Source organism: Bacillus sp. AG4(2022) (assembly GCF_031844465.1).
Classification (GTDB): Bacteria; Bacillota; Bacilli; order Bacillales; family Cytobacillaceae; genus Bacillus_AB; species Bacillus_AB infantis.
This window is the reverse complement of sequence record NZ_JAUZVH010000006.1, coordinates 69,987-84,364: the sequence shown is the minus strand read 5'-3', so window position 1 is coordinate 84,364 and position 14,378 is coordinate 69,987. Positions and strand designations below refer to the sequence as shown.

Sequence of the window (14,378 nt, the reverse complement as noted above, 5' to 3'; positions counted from 1 at the left end):
CAACAAACAGATTACAAGTGTATATTAAATAGATTACTTGTATAAAAAGACGCTGGAAAGTTAAGATTCCTTCCAGCGTCTCCAGTGATTATTTATTGATTGTATCGTTCATCAGATTGGCAGAGATCAGGAAGTTAGCCAGAATCTTAGCCATTTGGTCACGCTGGGTATATCCGTTAGGATCATAGTTTCCATCCAGCTTACCTGAAACGATGCCAGCCTGGTAAACGGCTTCTACACCTTTTTGAGCCCAACCGCCGACTTTCTTCGCATCTTTAAAGTCAGACAGCTTTTTCGACTTATCAAGCTGAGATTTATCATAGTTCAAGAATTTAATGTTCATGGCACGCTCAATCATGGCTGCCGCCTGGGCACGTGTGATTTTTTCATTAGGAGCAAAAGTGCCGTCGCCGATGCCTTGAATAACGCCATATTTAACTGCCGCCATCAATTCGCCTTCTTTGTTGAACCACTCTTTTCCGCTTACATCCTTGAAGGTATGATCATATGCTTGTCCGGGAAGACCTAATGCACGGACCAGGAGAACGGCAAATTGCGCTCGTGTCATATGCTCGGCCGGATCATACTTGCCTGTTTCTTTCCCTTTAATGATGTATTTCGAAGCAAGGGTTTCAATATACTCCTCTGCCCAGCTCTTATTATTAACATCAGGGAATGTAACATCGTTTTCCACAATTGTATATTTAGAGTTCGTCAATGACTTCACTGTTGCAGTTTTGCCGTCAAACAGTGTTGGGACAGCTGAGAATGTTCCATTGTCATTCAACTTAACTGCAACAGACTTTTCAGCATTAAACGTCTTGCTTCCAACAATGTTTCTTTCTACATAAGAACCGAAGACAGAAATCGTTTCAGTTTTGCTGCCTGATACAGCCTGAACAGAAAACTCGATAACATTTGATGCAAGCTTCAGGCTGTTCTTTGAAACTGTACCGCTTACTTTGCTTAGGTCTACCACGTTGACAGCTACTGTAAGGCTCAAGCTGCTTTCGCTGACACCAAGCTTTTTCGCAAGGGCACTGACATTGATTTCTGATACCGGCAGATTATATGAAGCTTCCTCTGTACGGACAGCAACAACCGCTTTGACATTCTTTTTCAATGCTTCGCTGAAAAGGGAAGCAGGAACTTCTGCTTTAACATCCTCTCCTGCACCAACGCTCTCAAGTGTAATTGGTACGACGCTCTTTTCAGAAGTAATGGCAGCCACGATTTCCTGCACCTTCTCAGGTACAACCTTTGTCACAACCTCTGTCACACCTGAAGAGTTCGTCACCTTTTCAATGACAGACGAATCAGCCGGGAGGGTTACGTCGTTTTGGCCAGGGTTAGACGGCTGGGTTGGGACTGGGCCGCCTCCGCCGATTCCGCCTCCAGACGATGGTGTGTTAGGGTTACCAGCCTTTTTGGCAGCCATAATGAATGCCCCTCTTAATGTATCCAAATCATTTGAACTCAGAATACTTTTCGAAACTAACTTATTATTAATATTATCTTTAATATCAAAGATACCTTCAAGACTAGTTCCCATCTTTGAAGCTAGCTTATTATTCAATTCTTTATACTTTGTATTAGAATTTAGCAGTTCATCCCTTATTTCAGCGGTAATACCTTCAATAGAACCTGTTAGTATTACTTCAAATAAGTCTGCAAGGTTCTTGCTAAGGTATTTTTCCCACAGAAGTTTCTCCGAATCAACAAGGAACTCAAGAACAGTGTCAATAGAGCCAGTTCCGACAATTTCCTCAAACGCACGGCCTTCATCAGACTCCTTAAAGTCGTTTAACTGTGTATCAAGATTAGCAGAATTAGCGGTAAAAACAAGCAAGGATAATTCTTTTGCAATGCCCTCGGCTGTAACTTTATTCAATGGTGCGTCTAAATCACCTAATTGGTCATTAATCTTTTGAGCTGTTGCTGGAGTCAGCACAGCTGTCCAATCTCCAGCTCCAAAAGAGCTAAGTCCGTTAGCAGCCTTATTAAAAACAGCTTTCTCTTCGGTTGAGAAATTGCTGTAAATCAGCGTCATTCTGTTCAAAGCATCAGTGGATGTAGCTTCGGCAGCCTCAACTTTTTCTGACGCTGTGAAAATGCCTGTTGTGACAACCGGTGAAAAAGCGATAGTCGCAGCCAGGATGGCTTTGACGGTTTTATTGCTGAATGGATATTTCTTCATAAAATACTGCACCTCTTATTTTTTACTTCCTATGTAAAATATGTATATATTTTGAAGGAGCGGAAAATCTAGTACTATCATACTTTATCGGTTTAACTTATTCAATGGTTCTGGTTATATTTATCTATATAATATTGTAAAACACTTTATATTTTACAATATTTTTCTTTTCTTTCCTATTTTATATGGTAAGATTTTATTATTTGAATCTGAAAGGAGAACTTCACGTTCATGGAAGGTAAGAGAAAAAGAAAGAGAAAGAAAAATAGCAGGAGCAAGGTTTGGAAATATATATTCATCACTTTTCTAGTTCTTCTGATTGGCGGAGGCGGGACGTTACTTTATTTTCTAAAAATAAAAACGTACGATGTGGCTGATGCAAAAGTCGAGGAAATAGTTGATCAGGAATACGATATTGTCCTTCCTGGTGAAGATGGGGAACAAGCCAGTACTGATAATGAATCAACTGCTGATTCCAGCGAAGGCAGCGATGGCGGGGCTGCTTCTGGCACTTCCACCAGTGCAGAAGCGGGGACTTCTTCTGGAACAGCCGAGAAGGCCGGGAAACAGGCACAAGCTGCTCAGAATGGATCTAAGCAAGCTTCGCCTAAAACCCAATCACCCGCCACAGCTGGAAATAAAGGTGCCGGCACAGAACCTGATGCTAAAAAAGATAATCCAGTAACCGTAGCAAGCATAAAGCAAAAATACCAGCCGACCTTTGAATCGCTCGAAAGCCAGGCAAATGAGCGGCTTAATTCACTGGTTTCACAGGCAGTGAGCGAATATCACACAAAGAAAGCGAACGATGAATCCATATCTGTTACTTATTTTTACCGTAAGTACAGTGAGGCTGGCCACGCTTTAGAGAATAGTACTGATGGAGCTTTCCAATATGTTTATGCGGCATTAGAGCAGGACTTGAAAAAGAACGGATTCAGTTCTTCCCATGCGGCAACCTTTAAAACCAAATATGAGAATGCTAAAAAAGCAAGAGAGAGCGCACTGCTTGATAAAGCGAAAAGTGCACTATAAAATTGGAACAAACCACACAGGTTTGTTCTTTTTTCATTGGGAAAAAGGTTTGCAGGATAACTTTTTTCCATTTTAGTATTTTTATGTATCCTAATTAGGTGATTAGACACATTTACAAATAATCTTCAGCATAACAATATAAGAAAGAGCTGGGAATAAACTGCTATACAGATTAGTCCTCTATAATGTTATGCTATCGTTTATGACATAGTTAAACCATTCAATAGACTCGGCTGAAAGGAAAATGAAATGAAACCAACTAAAAAGCAAAAGAAAAGAAAGTGGCTACAGATTACGGCAATTGCTGCTGTCATCCTGGCGGCTGCAGTTGGCGTCTATGCATATTCTGTTTATCATTCGCTGACTTCTGCTGTAGAAACGATGCATCAGCCAATAGAACGGGAAAAGTCCGAAAAGCGCCAGGAGACAGTCACTCTTGAAAAAAGAGATCCCTTTTCAGTTCTCATGCTCGGTGTAGATGAACGTGACGGAGATAAGGGCCGTTCAGATACGATGATTGTCCTGACAGTCAACCCTGAAAAGAATTCGGTTAAAATGCTGAGTATTCCCAGGGACACTAGAACAGAAATTATCGGACATGGTACCACTGATAAAATTAACCATGCCTACGCATTCGGCGGGGTACCTATGGCGATGGATACTGTTGAAAACTTCCTGGACATACCGATTGACTATTATATGCAGATCAACATGGAAGGCTTCCGCGACATTGTCGACTCTGTCGGCGGCATTACTGTTAACAATGATTTAGATTTTGATTCTGGCGGGTATCATTTCCCTGAAGGTACTGTAACAATGGATGGAAAAAAGGCACTTGCCTTTTCAAGAATGCGATATGAAGACCCTAGAGGCGATTTCGGCCGCCAGCTGCGCCAAAGAATGATTATCCAGGCTGTACTTAAAAAGGGAGTAAGTGTTTCTTCATTAGCCAATTACGATGAGATTTTCTCAGCACTGGGTAAGAATGTGAAAACAAATCTTGCCTTTGGTGAAATGGTTGACATTCAGAAACACTATAAAAATGCAGCTAAGGATATTGAACAGATTTCCATCGAGGGAACCGGAGAAAGAATTGATAACATATGGTATTTAATGGTTTCAGATGAAGAAAAGGGCAGAATTCAGTCGGAAATGAAGAACCATTTAAGCTTATAAATGATAAAGGGCCGGTATCCAAAAGATATCGGCCCTTTTTATCTAGTTAAATCTGGTTGGCGAGTATCGTTACAACTGCACTGGCCAGTACGGTTACTACAGGGATTGAAATGTAGAGCAGTCGCTTTTTCAGCTGTTTCTTCCTCTTGATTTCTTCCGGTGTGGTCCAATTTCTTTTCAAGGTTTGACATCTCCTTTACAAGTGATGGCAGCTGGCTGGCCTTATCGACTGAATAGAGGCCCCTTTAGCTTTGCGTCATCATTTTTCAATGATTTTGCCTTTGGTATTTATATCGGAACTATCTGCCCTTTATTAAACAGGACTTTTATATCATAAACAAAATATCTTGGCAATTCCAGTAATCCTTAAGATTTCATTTAGGTCTTTATGCTCATTTCTGAACATTCCATTGTATCTTCTTTCTTGATAAATTTCTTGAATCCTGTATGATTCCTATGAGGTGCTATTTACATGAAGGATTTTGACAGACTGCCTAAATCAATAAAAAAGACTATCCGTTATATTAATCAGGATGTTAAAACAATCGAACAGCTTGATAGAATAGAGAAGAAGCTCAATCAACAGCTGGCCGACAGAAGAAAGAAGCTGATGGTGAAAGAATTGTAATGCTTTCAAATTCTCCAGGCCTATAAATGGAACAGGAAAGACAGCCACAATAGGACTCCTCACTTCTGTCAGGTTAATTTCTGACTGCAGTTCCGTAATGGCTGTCTTCCTTCTATTCCGACAGCCGCTGGATCGTCTTCGCCAGAAGCAGCGTCCTTTCCGCAAGCGTCGGAATTTCTACATATTCATTTTCGCTGTGGGCATTGCCGCCGACAGGCCCGAGCCCATCCACTGTCGCAACGCCATTGGCAGAGGTGAAGCTGGCGTCAGATCCGCCGCCTGTCGCCGTATCGGAAACCTCAAGCCCAATTTCCTTGCCGACCTCCTGAATGACATGAAGAAGCGATTCATTCTGCTCATTCTTCTCCATCGGCGGGCGGCTGATTCTGCCCTTGACCTCCACCCTTGTGCCAGGAACATCGGTGTGGGAGCAGATTTCCTCAATTTTTTCCTGAAGGAATCTCGCCTGCTCCATATCGGTGATGCGGATGTCCACATGGGCGACCGCGCTTGGCGATACTGTATTGACGGCCGAACCGCCTTCGATCAGTCCGACATTGACGCTGATTCCCTTTTCATGATCGTTAAGCTCATGAAGCTGGATGATCTTATGGGCCAGCTCCTCAATCGCGCTGCGCCCTTTTTCCGGCTCAATCCCCGAGTGGGCAGCTCGACCTTTAACGATCACTTTGTAGCGGCCGCCTCCCCTCCTTGAGGAGACAAGCGACCCGTCCTTCCTGGCAGGCTCCATAATCAGGGCATACTCCTTGCCTGCCGCCTGCCCGATGATCAGCTTCTTGGATGCCGGTGAGCCGATTTCTTCATCTGTGTTCAGCACGATCAGGACATTTTCATATCCCTTTGTCCCGCTCGCTATCAATGCCTTCAAAGCATATAAAAGCTCAGCCTGGCTGGATTTCATATCCGCCACACCCGGCCCCAGCGCCCTGTTCCCCTCGATCCGGAACGGCCTTTTGGCTGCTGTTCCGTCAGGAAATACCGTATCCATATGGGCAACAAGGATGATCTTCGGATCAATGGCATTTTTGTGCCTGATGATCAGATTATTGCCATACTTCTCCTGTTCGTCGACCTGTACCAGGAACCCGAGCCTTTCGTACTCTTCCTTCAGGATAGAGCCTACTCTATCTACCCCCTCTTTATTGTGGGAACCGCTGTCGATATTGACGAGCCTTTCGATCAGCTCCAGCATTTCCCCTTGCCTGCTTCGTATAAAAACCTCCACTTTTTACCCCTCCATAAAAATGAGCCGCAATTATGCACTTTTGTTATGTATCGATTATACCTTACTATTTTGTTTATGTTTCACAATTGGAGAATGTTAACAAGATAAATTTGTCCGGTGATATTTTTCCTCACTGGCGAATATCTTTTTATAACTTGTCTAAAGGAGGCCGGGCGCAATGAAAAAACGCGGCAAATTCCCTGTTAAGCTCATCGTGATTCTCATTGCCTGTGCAGCCCTCTTTTTCCTTATCCGGCTCGTCCTGCCTTCCGCAGAAAAGCGGGCCATCAGCACGGTGGATGAGTTTTATACATACGAGCAGAAAGGCGATTTTTCAGCTTCCTGGGAGCTTTTCCATCCGGCAATGAAAAAGAAATTTGATAAAGGCCCCTATATCCAGGACCGGGCTCACGTCTTCTTGAACCATTTCGGGGTCAATACCTTTTCCTATGAGCTTGGCAAGGCGGAGAAGCTTGAGAACTGGAGGATGGCAGATGGCGGGGAAGCCTTTCCTAAGGTTTATAAAGTCACGGTTACCCAGACATACAAAGGGAAGTACGGAAATTTCAATTTAGTGCAGGATGTGTTTGCGGCCGAGATGGAGGATGGCTGGCGGATCCTTTGGGATTATAAGCAGAAATAAGAATTCTCCTGCAAAACCTTTCTTATTTAAGGATGGTTTTCTTGATTTTCTGATAAATTGGCATTTTTTCATTTTTTCTTATTTCCCATGATTTTTATACGAATTTTTTATAAAAAATATCATTTTTAAGATAAAAAAGTACTAAAAAAGAAATTTTCCCTAATTCGCAAACAATTTATTTCCCAACTATGCTGAACTTACCCGGGAATACCTGGCAGGCGCGCCGCCCGATAGGAAAGTCCGCATGGAAAACTTTGAAATGCTTGCAGAACAATACCAGCCGATGATCCGGAAGATCATCCGCACACTATCCATCTATAAAAATGAAGATGAATTCCTGCAGATTGGCCTGATTGCCCTTTGGGAAGCACATGAAAACTTCCGGCCGGAAAAAGGCGAGTTCACTAATTTTGCCTACACCACTATCAAAGGCAAGTTCCTGACAGAAATGACCCGAAACAATAGAGAGGAAGAACAGAAGGTTTATGCGAAGGAAGAATTCTGGGAAAATATCGAGGATGCTGATTCTAGAGTGCCGTTCGAGAAAAAACTGATCCTCTCATACTGCGGGGAACTGACAGATAATCAGACAAAATGGGTGATGTACACGGTGCTGGAGGACTTGACTGTTCCGGAAATTGCAGCAAGGGAAAAGGTTTCTTTGTCTGCAGTCAAGGCATGGCGGAAAGGCGCTAAGGAGAGGCTTAAAGGAAACCGGGAAATTTTTAGTTGAACTGTAACTTTTCTGTAACCATTTTTAACCAGACTATAACTATTTCATAGACGGGGAACTGTATAGTAGAGCTATACCAAGGTTTATCATCGTTTTACCCCATTTTTGAAAGTCCGGCCTGCTGACTGGCACCAGCACGCCCGGCTTTTTTTTGGGGATGGTGACTGGCACCCCAAACAAAAAACAGCCGCCCAACAAACAGCGGCTGTTTAACCTATCTCGCATCCCGAACCTGCATCGCCTTTTCCGGATAATCCGTCATGATGGTGTCCACCCCGAGGTCAAGCAGCTCACGCATCTGTTCTTCTTTATTGATCGTAAACACACGGACCGGGAACTGGTTGCGTTCCGCCTCCCTGCTTGCCTCCGCATAGGCAACCGGCGCATAGACATGCAGTGCTGATGCACCAATTCCAGCAGCATACTTCCACGGCTCATACAACACCTCCATGAACAGGATGGCCGTTTCAATTTCAGAATCCAGCTGATGGACTCTCTTGAGGCTGTAATGATTAAAGGATGAAATAATCGCATGGGATTTATATTCATATTTCTCGAGTGCTTCGAGCACCTTTTCCTCAATGCCCTCATAAGGAATCGCATCACTCTTGATTTCAACGTTCAGCCTGATGCCTGATCCCTTGAGCAGCTTCAGCACCTCGCCAAGAACAGGAATCCTTGTTCCGGCGAACTCTTCCCTGAACCAGGAACCGGCATCCAGCCGTTTAAGTTCTTCAAGAGTCATATCCCGGATATTCCCCTTGCCATTAGTCGTCCTGTCGACCTTCTCATCATGGATGACAATCAGCTCGCCGTCCTTTGAAAGATGGACATCCAGTTCAATACCGTCGACTCCGAGCCTCACTGCTTCTTCAAAGGCCGGCATCGTATTTTCCGGATATGTGCCCTTGCTGCCGCGGTGAGCGTAAATTTTAGTTTTTGACACGCTTTCCCCTCCTCTTTCTTCTTATTTCGTTATACCACAAAAAAACAATCTAAAAGAAAAATCCGCTAAAAATTACAAACAACTTTTACAACCGGACAGAATCAGGCATACCGATACGAACGAAAAGAAAAAGGTGCTATCGTGTGAAAACATTTCTTGTTTCCTTTAGTTTACTACTGATCATATGTGCATGCTCAGCCAGTGAGCATCCATCAGACAGCTTTATTGTCATCGGCCACCGCGGTGCCTCGGCCTATGCCCCGGAGCATACGATTGCTTCCTATGAAATGGCCGCCCAGCTTGGCGCAGACTATATTGAAATTGATCTGCAGATGACGAAGGACGGCAAGCTCGCTGCCATGCATGACCAAAAGGTTGACCGCACGACGAATAGATCAGGTGCCGTCCAGTCTTTTACATTGGAGGAGCTGAAGCAGCTTGATGCGGGTTCCTGGTTCAACCGCAAGCATCCCGGTTATGCCGACCCGGCATACAGCCGCCTGAAGGCTCCTTCGTTAGAGGAAATCTTTCAGCATTTCGGAAGCAGTGTGAACTATTATATAGAAACCAAGTCTCCTGATTTATATCCCGGAATGGAGGCAGAACTCTTAAGGCTATTGCATGAGTATGGCCTGATAGGCAGCAAAAAGGACAATGCCCGGGTAATCATCCAGTCTTTCAGCAGCAAAAGTCTGAAAAGGATTCACCGGAATGAACCTGACATCCCTCTGATCCAGCTGATCTCCTACAAAGAAAAGGCTGTGTTGACAGATCAGGACATCAAGAAGCTGCAGAAGTACGCAGCCGGCATTGGCCCGAATTATAATATGATCGATGAAGAATATGTAAAAAAGGCGCGGGCAAATGGACTGCTTGTCCATCCTTATACTATTAATAAGCAGAATGAGATGGAAGAAGGGGTCTCTTGGGGAATAACAGGGGCGTTCACGGATTTCTCTGATACTTTGACAGAGGTGATCAGTAATTCTGACCTGAGAGAATAATCAGCAAAAACCTAAAAAAACTTCCTTCGACGGGAAGTTTTTTTATCTTCTTTTCGACATACCCTTATTGCAATCAGCCACTAATCTCCGTGATTTTGGATTCTCTCTGGCAATCAGACAAATATTTCTCAGGAAATAAGAAAAAGCCCCGTGAATAGAGTCGTATCTTGTCAATATTTCTTTTGTTTCATTTACAATAAATGGCGGTATAAAGATAATAAGAATTTAGGGAAAACTATCATAGAGAAAAAAGGTCTTGCTGTTACATTGTTGGTTTACTCATCTAGCTGCCGCAGAATATTCGTTTTTTTATCAATCAAAAAACACAAGGAGTGGTACTAATGAAAATCAAAGCAGGAAGCTGGGCCATGCTATCCCCACAGGACAAATTCCTTCTACTGAAAATTATCAGCGAACGTTCTAAACATACAGATCATGAATAAGCCATAAAAATAGCTTAGAAACCGGGAGCGGCTTCTAAGCTATTTTATTTATTTCCGGGCATAAAACGAAGATGCAGGAAGAATTCTATGTGTTTATATAATGCCTTGTAATCTCATCCCAAATCCCTTTCCCGCTTTCTGCTTTCACCGGTGTCAATGTCTGCCCGAACATAATCTTATGCCCGGCAGTCTGACAGATATTGGCCGCCGGCATAGGGGAAGACAAAATATCAAAATCATAGAGCTTCATATAAAATTCCTCATCCCAGTGAATGCCGTTCTCATCTTCATGATCAGCAGCCTGGACAACCCCTGTCGCCACACCACGTGCGATGATTCCCCTCTTGTTGCTATATAAAAATACGAGATCCCCTTCCTGCAGCTTCTTAATCTTTTCTTTCCATGGCGAAAAATATGCCGCGCACTTCGCATTGGCCAGCATATCCCTCTCATCCCTGCCATTCGGGCAGCCTGAACGGTTTGTATTAATCAAATAGGCTTTCTGCGGCATGGTATCACATCCTTGGTGTTTGTTTTTATTATTTTTACCCGGTTTCGGAGGTTGTAAAAGGGGGCGTGTTTTTGGTAAAGGGCTAGGGAGTGGAGAGTGCTAATGAGGGAAAGGGTTTGGGATACATGATTTCCTTTCTAAACGCCCTCTTATGTATCCCATCTGGCTCTTCATATACATGACTCACTTTCTAAACGCCCTCTCATGTATCCCATCAGGCTCTTCGTATACATGACTCACCCTCTAAACACTCACTCCTGTATCCCATCGCTCCAATGCAGGCAACATCTCCCCGCAAAACACAAAAACACCGCCGCATCAAAAGCGGCGGTGCCTGGCACCAGCTTAGTACATCAAATAATCCTTACGCACTTTAGTAAAATCTTTGAGCTCATCCTTCCACTGCGATTCAATCCACTCAACAGATTTCCCTTCTTCAATGGCATCGCGGACCCAGCCGTTTCCAATGAGCTGGTCGAAGAAGGAGATGCCGCGGCTGTCTTCAGCACGGAATGCAAAGTCCTCCGGATACAGGTCATGGATGCTTTTGACGATATGCAGTCCGGTTTTAACTGGTTCAAATTCATCAGGGTCTGTGATGTGGATCTGAATGCCGTGGGACAGTTTGCCGGCGTGCTTGGAAATCGATGGTGTGAAGGATGCTGCCCGGAAGCTGACACCCTTCAGGTTCAGGCTGTTGAGCTGCTGTGCCAGATTATCGGCATTGATGAACGGTGCTCCGATCAGCTCGAATGGCTTCGTCGTTCCCCTGCCTTCCGATACATTGGTGCCTTCGATCAAGGCAGCTCCCGGATATACTAGGGCGGTATCCAATGTCGGCATATTCGGTGATGGCATGACGAATTGGAGACCCGTTTCGTCATAAAGCATATCCCGCTTCCAGCCCTTCATTTTGACGACTGTCAGGTCTGCGCCGATCTTGAATTCCTCATTGAACAGCTTGGCAAGCTCGCCGACGGTCATCCCGTGGCGAAGCGGGATTTCGTAATTGCCGACAAAGGATTTGTACGGTGTTTCCAAAACTGGCCCTTCCACCTCAGTGCCGCCAAGCGGATTCGGGCGGTCAAGGACGATGAATGGGATATCGTTCTCTTTTGCGGCTTCCATTGCATAGGCCATGGTGTAGATATAGGTGTAAAAGCGGGTTCCGACATCCTGGATGTCAAACAGCAGGACATCGACGTTTTCCAGCATTTCCGGGGTCGGCTTTTTGGTTGCTCCATAGAGACTGTATACGGGAAGACCCGTTTTTTCATCTGTATAAAACTCGACATATTCCCCGGCTTGCGCGCTTCCCCTTACACCATGCTCAGGTCCGTACAGGGCTGTAAGCTCTACTTCGGGATCATTATGAAGGAGGTCTACAATACTATTAAGCTCTTGATCGACGCCGGTTGGATTAGTGATCAAGCCGACGCGCTTTCCTTCTATTAATTCCTTCTGATCATCGAGCAGCACCTCGATGCCCAGCTCGAATTTCTTCGCTTTCTTATCTTTGCCTTTATGCTTTCCGTTATCTGCGAAGGCTGCTGCAGACAGGGCGGAAAGTACGAGAATCAGTGACAGCATAATGATCAAGCGTTTTTTCAATGTGACCCCTCCCTGGTTTTGAGAAAAGCCCCAGCCCTGGAATCCAGGCACTGGAACCCTTCATATTGAAAAAATAGTCCAGCAGGAAGATTGCCTTCCTGCCGGCTGCTTTAGTAGCTCAGACCGTGGCCGTATTCATACAAAGTTCCGCCTTCAAGCGACGGGATTGTCACTGGAAGCTTTCCTGCTGGCGCGAACTCTCCGAAAATCGCACCTGCAGTTGCTTCAAAGCTTGCCGGGCGGAATCCGTACTGCGCAAGATAGGCATCTGTGCCTGGCACGGCCATGATGTCATAAGGATTGCGGATGGCTACCGTGATGACTGGTGCATCTGTTTCGCTGATCAGCTTGTTGATCATTTTCATTTGTGCGCTGTCAGGCGAGCGGCCGGAAACATTATACGTGTAGGAGCCGACGATGACTGCTTTTGCTTTTTTCGCTTTTTCCAGCTGTTCTGCCGTGAGGCTGTAGTCAGCTGATACTATGATTTCTGTATTAGCGTGGCGTGCTTTTACTGCGTTCCCCAGGTCATTGATATAGGTGCTGCCGATAACGAGGATAGAATCACTGTCTGCCGCTGATAGCGGAAGGGCTCCTTCATTTTTCACAACGGTGATTGATTTCTGTGCTGCTTCCTTTTCAATCGCTTTATGTTCGGCAGAGCCTACGACATTAAGGGCATTGGCAATCTTATCGTTCAGGTCCTCCGGTGTTTCTTCTTTGATGATTCCCCGCTTGAGCTTCAAAGTCAGAATTCGCTTAACAGAAGCTTCGACCCGTTTTTCCGAAATTTCTCCTGACTTAACAGCAGCCAGCAGCCCTTCAGCGACTGCTTCGAGTCCGACCGGCATCAGAACAATGTCTGTTCCTGCTTTGACGGAGCGGATCGCTGCGTCAACAGGCCCAAAGTGCTCTGCGATGGCATTCATGTTCATCGCATCTGTTGTAATGACTCCCTCATAGCCCATTTCCTCCCTCATCAGCTCTGTGAGCACTTTGTAGGAAAGGGTTGCCGGGAGGGCAATTTCTTCACCTGTTTTTTGTGAAATTACTTTTGTATCATCGATTTTCGGGAAGGTGACATGTGCCGTCATGATGGCATCAATGCCTGCTTCCATCCCCTTTTGGAATGGATACAGCTCCACTTCCTTCAATCGCTCTTTATCATGCGGGACCTCAGGCAATCCAAGGTGGGAATCGACTGCTGTGTCGCCGTGGCCAGGGAAGTGCTTCGCTGTTGCCGCGACGCCTGCAGACTGCAGCCCCTTTGTATAAGCTACCCCCATCTCAGCTACAAGCTCAGGGTTTTCCCCGAAAGAGCGGACGCCGATGACAGGATTGTCCGGATTGTTATTCACATCCATGACAGGCGCGAAGTTGGTGTTGATGCCGAGGGCAGCAAGCTCTTCACCAATAGCTTTCCCCACCTTTTCGGCAGTTTCAGGGGAACGGGCGGCACCAAGGGCCATGTTGCCCGGCATATCAGTTCCCGACTGCAGGCGGGTGACAATGCCTCCCTCCTGGTCGATTGTCATCAGGAGCCCGTATTTTTCTGATGCTTCCTGGTATTGTGAGACCAGCTTCGTTGTCTGCTCGGTTGTCACGACATTCTCGCGGAAAAGAATGACGCCGCCGAGATGGTATTTTTTCACAAGCGCTTCAATTTCCGGCTGGATTTCTGTTACGTTCTGGCCTTTCCAGGTCCGGAAATCCGGCATAAGCATTTGCCCGACTTTTTCTTCAAGCTTCATTGCTTTGACAGCATCATCGACCAGCTGATAGCGCTTTGATTTTTCCTTGCGGATTTCTGCCTGAAACCCGGATTTGCGATTTTTTGCGTCAATGGCGATCCGGTCTTTATTTTTTCCATCTGTTACGGTAATAAAAGTACGGCCATTTTTTCCTGACAGTGTTACAGTTCCGTCATCAGATACCCTGGCGACCGTTTTATTGGAGGAGTTCCAGTCAAGATTCTTGGAGACTCCTAGAAAATGCCCTTCCTTATAGACATGCAGTGCTTTAAGCTGCAATGTTTTTCCGCTGAACTGCGTCTCGGATTCCGGCAGGTTCTGCAGGAGGACGAGATCCTTCACCTTATTTTTGCCGGCTGCCGCTGCAGGCTGAAGCCAGGCGGAGAACCCAAGGATCAGAACCAGAAAAGTCATTACAATCGTTTTGAGCTTTTTCAAAGCCATTCCTCCTCAA

The 14,378-nt window shown here is 45.3% G+C and carries 13 protein-coding genes and 1 riboswitch; of the genes, 6 read left to right on the top strand and 7 right to left on the bottom strand.

Annotation, left to right across the window (positions count from 1 at the left end; all coding sequences use genetic code 11):
• Positions 1-88: 88 nt before the first annotated feature.
• Positions 89-2,197, bottom strand: coding sequence for an S-layer homology domain-containing protein (locus tag Q9R36_RS16690; protein ID WP_311225558.1), 2,109 nt, complete (start codon positions 2,195-2,197; stop codon positions 89-91).
• A 231-nt stretch (positions 2,198-2,428) separates the two neighbouring features.
• Here Q9R36_RS16690 and Q9R36_RS16685 point away from each other — a divergent pair, with 231 nt between their 5' ends.
• Positions 2,429-3,232, top strand: coding sequence for a hypothetical protein (locus tag Q9R36_RS16685; RefSeq protein ID WP_306009858.1), 804 nt, complete (start codon positions 2,429-2,431; stop codon positions 3,230-3,232).
• Between the two features lie 249 nt (positions 3,233-3,481).
• Positions 3,482-4,408, top strand: a complete 927-nt coding sequence (gene tagU, locus Q9R36_RS16680; RefSeq protein ID WP_306009857.1) for a polyisoprenyl-teichoic acid--peptidoglycan teichoic acid transferase TagU — start codon at positions 3,482-3,484, stop codon at positions 4,406-4,408.
• Between the two features lie 46 nt (positions 4,409-4,454).
• Here tagU and Q9R36_RS16675 read toward each other — a convergent pair whose 3' ends face one another.
• Positions 4,455-4,589 carry a hypothetical protein gene (locus Q9R36_RS16675; protein ID WP_022544416.1) on the bottom strand — a complete coding sequence of 45 codons (135 nt, stop codon included), beginning with the start codon at positions 4,587-4,589 and terminating at the stop codon, positions 4,455-4,457.
• Positions 4,590-4,612: 23 nt separating this feature from the next.
• Positions 4,613-4,698, bottom strand: a riboswitch (cyclic di-GMP riboswitch).
• A gap of 182 nt (positions 4,699-4,880) precedes the next feature.
• Between Q9R36_RS16675 and Q9R36_RS16670 the strand changes: the two genes are divergently transcribed.
• Positions 4,881-5,036 carry a LytR family transcriptional regulator gene (locus Q9R36_RS16670; RefSeq protein WP_311225557.1) on the top strand — a complete coding sequence of 52 codons (156 nt, stop codon included), beginning with the start codon at positions 4,881-4,883 and terminating at the stop codon, positions 5,034-5,036.
• Between the two features lie 112 nt (positions 5,037-5,148).
• On the opposite strand, the gene Q9R36_RS16665 is transcribed toward Q9R36_RS16670, so the two are convergent.
• A complete protein-coding gene (locus tag Q9R36_RS16665; RefSeq protein ID WP_224949532.1) occupies positions 5,149-6,282 on the bottom strand; it encodes a M20 family metallopeptidase in 1,134 nt (377 codons plus the stop codon).
• Between the two features lie 178 nt (positions 6,283-6,460).
• On the opposite strand from Q9R36_RS16665, the gene Q9R36_RS16660 reads away from it, so the two are divergent.
• A complete protein-coding gene (locus tag Q9R36_RS16660) occupies positions 6,461-6,925 on the top strand; it encodes a hypothetical protein (protein ID WP_306009855.1) in 465 nt (154 codons plus the stop codon).
• A gap of 244 nt (positions 6,926-7,169) precedes the next feature.
• Positions 7,170-7,658: a sigma-70 family RNA polymerase sigma factor gene (locus Q9R36_RS16655; protein ID WP_311225556.1), complete on the top strand. Its 489-nt coding sequence runs from the start codon at positions 7,170-7,172 to the stop codon at positions 7,656-7,658.
• Between the two features lie 214 nt (positions 7,659-7,872).
• On the opposite strand, the gene Q9R36_RS16650 is transcribed toward Q9R36_RS16655, so the two are convergent.
• Complete coding sequence (locus tag Q9R36_RS16650; RefSeq protein ID WP_311225555.1) at positions 7,873-8,604, bottom strand: glycerophosphodiester phosphodiesterase; 732 nt, start codon at positions 8,602-8,604, stop codon at positions 7,873-7,875.
• 143 nt (positions 8,605-8,747) lie between these two features.
• Between Q9R36_RS16650 and Q9R36_RS16645 the strand changes: the two genes are divergently transcribed.
• Positions 8,748-9,608 carry a glycerophosphodiester phosphodiesterase gene (locus tag Q9R36_RS16645; protein ID WP_311225554.1) on the top strand — a complete coding sequence of 287 codons (861 nt, stop codon included), beginning with the start codon at positions 8,748-8,750 and terminating at the stop codon, positions 9,606-9,608.
• A gap of 528 nt (positions 9,609-10,136) precedes the next feature.
• Here Q9R36_RS16645 and Q9R36_RS16640 read toward each other — a convergent pair.
• The 3 genes from Q9R36_RS16640 to Q9R36_RS16630 all read right to left on the bottom strand — a co-directional run bounded on the left by Q9R36_RS16640 (position 10,137) and on the right by Q9R36_RS16630 (position 14,368).
• Positions 10,137-10,562 carry a hypothetical protein gene (locus Q9R36_RS16640; RefSeq protein ID WP_311225553.1) on the bottom strand — a complete coding sequence of 142 codons (426 nt, stop codon included), beginning with the start codon at positions 10,560-10,562 and terminating at the stop codon, positions 10,137-10,139.
• Between the two features lie 345 nt (positions 10,563-10,907).
• Positions 10,908-12,152 carry an exo-beta-N-acetylmuramidase NamZ family protein gene (locus Q9R36_RS16635; RefSeq protein ID WP_396137121.1) on the bottom strand — a complete coding sequence of 415 codons (1,245 nt, stop codon included), beginning with the start codon at positions 12,150-12,152 and terminating at the stop codon, positions 10,908-10,910.
• Positions 12,153-12,283: 131 nt separating this feature from the next.
• Positions 12,284-14,368 carry a glycoside hydrolase family 3 protein gene (locus Q9R36_RS16630; protein WP_009792936.1) on the bottom strand — a complete coding sequence of 695 codons (2,085 nt, stop codon included), beginning with the start codon at positions 14,366-14,368 and terminating at the stop codon, positions 12,284-12,286.
• Between the last annotated feature and the right edge of the window lie 10 nt (positions 14,369-14,378).